4 protein-coding genes and 1 pseudogene are annotated in these 3,427 nt (G+C 48.3%); 4 read left to right on the top strand and 1 reads right to left on the bottom strand.

Annotation, left to right across the window (positions count from 1 at the left end):
- The first annotated feature begins 419 nt into the window (after positions 1-419).
- The gene (locus tag AC2VE5_RS24810; RefSeq protein ID WP_486890277.1) at positions 420-812 is read left to right on the top strand and encodes a helix-turn-helix domain-containing protein; all 393 of its coding nucleotides are present in this window, start codon (positions 420-422) and stop codon (positions 810-812) included.
- 29 nt (positions 813-841) lie between these two features.
- Positions 842-1,366, top strand: a complete 525-nt coding sequence (locus AC2VE5_RS24805) for a transposase (RefSeq protein WP_486890276.1) — start codon at positions 842-844, stop codon at positions 1,364-1,366.
- Here AC2VE5_RS24805 and AC2VE5_RS24800 read toward each other — a convergent pair.
- Positions 1,317-1,943 carry a hypothetical protein gene (locus AC2VE5_RS24800; RefSeq protein WP_486890275.1) on the bottom strand — a complete coding sequence of 209 codons (627 nt, stop codon included), beginning with the start codon at positions 1,941-1,943 and terminating at the stop codon, positions 1,317-1,319. The two genes, AC2VE5_RS24805 and AC2VE5_RS24800, sit on opposite strands and share 50 nt — an antisense overlap.
- A 158-nt stretch (positions 1,944-2,101) precedes the next feature.
- Between AC2VE5_RS24800 and AC2VE5_RS24795 the strand changes: the two are divergent.
- Positions 2,102-3,164 (top strand): annotated as a pseudogene (locus tag AC2VE5_RS24795) (IS4 family transposase).
- Positions 3,124-3,427: tyrosine-type recombinase/integrase (locus AC2VE5_RS24790; RefSeq protein WP_486890274.1), on the top strand; the 304-nt coding region annotated here is incomplete at its 3' end. The pseudogene AC2VE5_RS24795 and the gene AC2VE5_RS24790, both read left to right, overlap by 41 nt.

The raw sequence follows: 3,427 nt of genomic DNA, 5'->3' as shown, positions 1-3,427 counted from the left end.
AATATTAATTTAGTCTTGAGAACTTGTTTGAAAAGGTAGGCGATGAACTGGCTAATCCAAACCATCGGTATAGTTTTAGTGCTACTGGCTTTATGCAGATATCTTTTTAACCGTGCTCTATCCTCGCAGCAACAAAGGAGTAATAAGTACCCCTCTGAGCAAATTGCTTTGGCAGCTATTCCGGTTTGCTGCTAAAATTCCCTACTGCGATCGCGATCTGTTACTCTCCTACTGCGGCCCAGTACTCTTGGTTTTAATCGTGACAGTTTGGGTATCCCTTTTGAACGTTGGGTTTGCCCTCATTGTCTGGCCTGCATTTGGCTCAGAAACTCAATCTAGCCAGGGAGCAACACCGACAGATTTTACAGCGTTTTTCATCTAGGTAGGGGACAATAGTGTTGTTCAGATTCCGGTCAGCCATGAAACCCTTATCAATGGACTTACGAGAGCGCATTGTCAACGCAGTTGAAAAGGGCAACAGCTCTATCCGAAAAATAGCCCAGCGCTTTGCCGTCAGCAAAAACACTGTCGAGAGATTGATTAAACACAAGCTTACACAGGGCCACCTCGCTCCCCGCAAGCAAGGTGGAACGATGGTTAGCCCCGTGATGCAATACAAAGATCAGTTACTGGCTATCTTTGAGCGGCACTCTGATGCAAGCTTGGCAGAATACTGTGAGCTACTATTTGATGAAACTGGGCTTTGGGTAAGCCAAAGCACCATGTGTCGGACCTTTCAGAGACTAAACTTACCGCGTAAAAAAAGACGCTTCGCCCCAGCCAGGCCATCAGCGAACGCGTCCAACTTCTGAGACAAGCCTATTGGCAACAGGTTACAGAAGTGCGCCTTGAAGACTTAGTGTTTCTCGACGAGATGGGGGTTTTGCTCGGATTAATGAGAACCCATGCCCGTGCTGCACCTGGAATGCGTGCTTATGACTTCAAACCCTTTTACCGGGGTGGCAAGGTCAGTGTCATCGGCGCGGTTACTGTTTCAAAGGTATTGGCTGTGATGACGATGGATGGCTCAATGGATGCATCAGCTTTTGAGGTCTATGTATCCGAGTGGCTTGTGCCTGAGCTATGGCCAGGGGCTGTCGTCGTGATGGATAACTTGCCTGCCCATAAAGTCAAAGCCATCACACCGTTGATTGAGGCTGTTGGCGCAAGGGTTCTCTATCTATCTCCCTATTCTCCAGAGTTTAATCCCATTGAGCACTGGTGGTCGCAGGTCAAGGCACTATTAAGGCAGATCTCGCCCACCACTTCAAAGATGGTTGATACTGTGTTGGCCACAGCCATTGATTTAATTGATCCTAACCATCTACGAAATTGGTTCGCTCACTGCTGCTATTGTGCTCAATAAACCTGCAAACCGCTGTATATTCATGAGGGATAGCCACGCCTGTCCCATAGCGTATAACTTTGATATTGGGAGCAACATGGCCGCCGTTGTATTGTAGCAACGGAATGTATGAATTAATTTCCGCCTTGCAGCTTTCATGACCTGTCCGGCAATCGTAATCTAAGTCCAAAGCGACTCGCTCCCTTCTTTCTAGATGCTTACACTCGAAATTATGAGCAGTGTCTGCAACGTATAGATTTGGAAAGTCAGGCGGCACTTCGATACGTAATAGGATATTACCGACATAAGCCTTCATCATTTCCAAACCTAAATCACCAAAATAGGGGCTGCAATTCACCCATATAGGCAGTGGCTCAAGCAATGCCTCTACCAAATAACTTCCTACAAATTCGAGGGCTATATCACAATGCACAACATTCAAGCGTGCCCACAAACCGTTATTGGGGGAGAAAATCTTTTCAAGGTTTTCTTGGTGGCTGTAATGATAAAAGACAATGTTGCCGTTAATTGTTCGCTCGACACGTCCCGCATCAGATATGAAGCCATGCTCGCCTAAAAGATGGCCCCGTTCGTTCAAGAAAATATCACATTTTCGCATCGCAACTTTTAGTACGTAGAATCGCCTTGTTGTGCTGCTGTTTATTACTTACCAACGACCTCAGTACAGGACAAAAGATTGAAGCATAAACCAGGGTAGGGTTTCATGGAGATTGCAAACACTCACAATGAAACCCTATGGACCAGGTTACTTTGCTACGCCAAACTTTGCAGCCTCACCTGAAATGGCGGGGGTGCCCGGCTCACCTTTGTTGCTTTATTCTTGATTGCCCTGTTTCGGGTCAAAACCGTCAACCTGTCTGAGTTGGCAACTGGCTTTAGCGGTGATGCAGCGCCAGAGTCGCACTACAAACGATTACAGCGCTTCTTTCGTCACTTTGAACTTGATTACTACGACTTTGCACAGGTCGTGGTGGCGCTGATGGATATTCCTGAACCTTGGGTGCTCAGTCTTGACCGCACGCAGTGGCAATTCGGCCAGGTAGTGTTCAACATCCTGACGTTAGGAATCGTCCATGATGGCGTTGCTTTTCCAGTGCTGTGGTGGATGCTCGACAAAAAGGGCAACTCCAATACTCCTGAACGCATTGAGCTAATGGATGAATGGCGGAGGTTGTTCCCACAGCGTCAGGTCAGTTGCCTGACGGCTGACCGGGAATTTATCGGGCAACGGTGGTTTGGCTATCTGCTCAAACAAGCAGCATTGCCCTTGCGCATCCGTATTCGCCAAAGTGAAAAGCTTGGTAATGGGCGCACTCTGCTCAAGGCCAGGGTTGTGTTTGCTCATTTGAAGACCAATGAAGTTAAGGTCTTAGCCAAACGGCGTCGCCTTTGGGGGCATTGGGTTGATGTGGCTGCCATGAGACTCGAAGATGGTTCCTTGCTAGTTGTTGCCACTGCCCATGCACCTGAAACAGCCCTAAGCGATTATGCCCACCGATGGGGGATTGAAACCCTCTTTGGCATTTTCAAAACCAGGGGATTCTGCCTCGAATCAACCCATCTGCAAGACCCAGAACGCCTCAGTAAGTTGTTTGCTCTACTGACGCTGGCACTGTGCTGGGCGTTTCGCACTGGACAATGGCTCCACCAACTCAAGCCATTGCGGGTGAAAAAGCATCGACGACGGGCTAAGAGCATCTTTCGCTATGGATTTGACCATCTACGCTGCATTGTCCTCAATTTAGATCAAAAGTCTGATGAGTTCTATGAGGTGCTACCTTTTTTGTCCTGTACTTAGGTCTGAGTTATGTGCCCTGCGTTGGGAGCAAATCGATTTTGATCTGGGTTTACTCCATGTCAGACGACTTAAGCGGGGCATTCCCAGTGTGCATCCGTTGCAGGGGCTGCAGTTAAGGGCCCTCAGGCGGCTCAAGCATGAGTCTGCTTCTTCTGCCTATGTTTTTGTGACTGAGCGGGGTGCTCCATTCACTGCAGCAGGTTTCCGGAAACTACTCAGTCGGATTGTTGAAGGCTCCAAGATTCCGTTCTCTGTCCATCCCC

It is taken from the genome of Aliterella sp. E5.1, from assembly GCF_057473825.1.
Note: the sequence above shows the minus strand (reverse complement) of the source record. Positions and strands in the feature narration are given on the sequence as shown.

Coding starts and splice junctions, on each gene's coding strand:
- AC2VE5_RS24810 (WP_486890277.1), top strand. CDS start 420: ATGAAACCCTTATCAATGGACTTACGAGAGCGCATTGTCAACGCAGTT.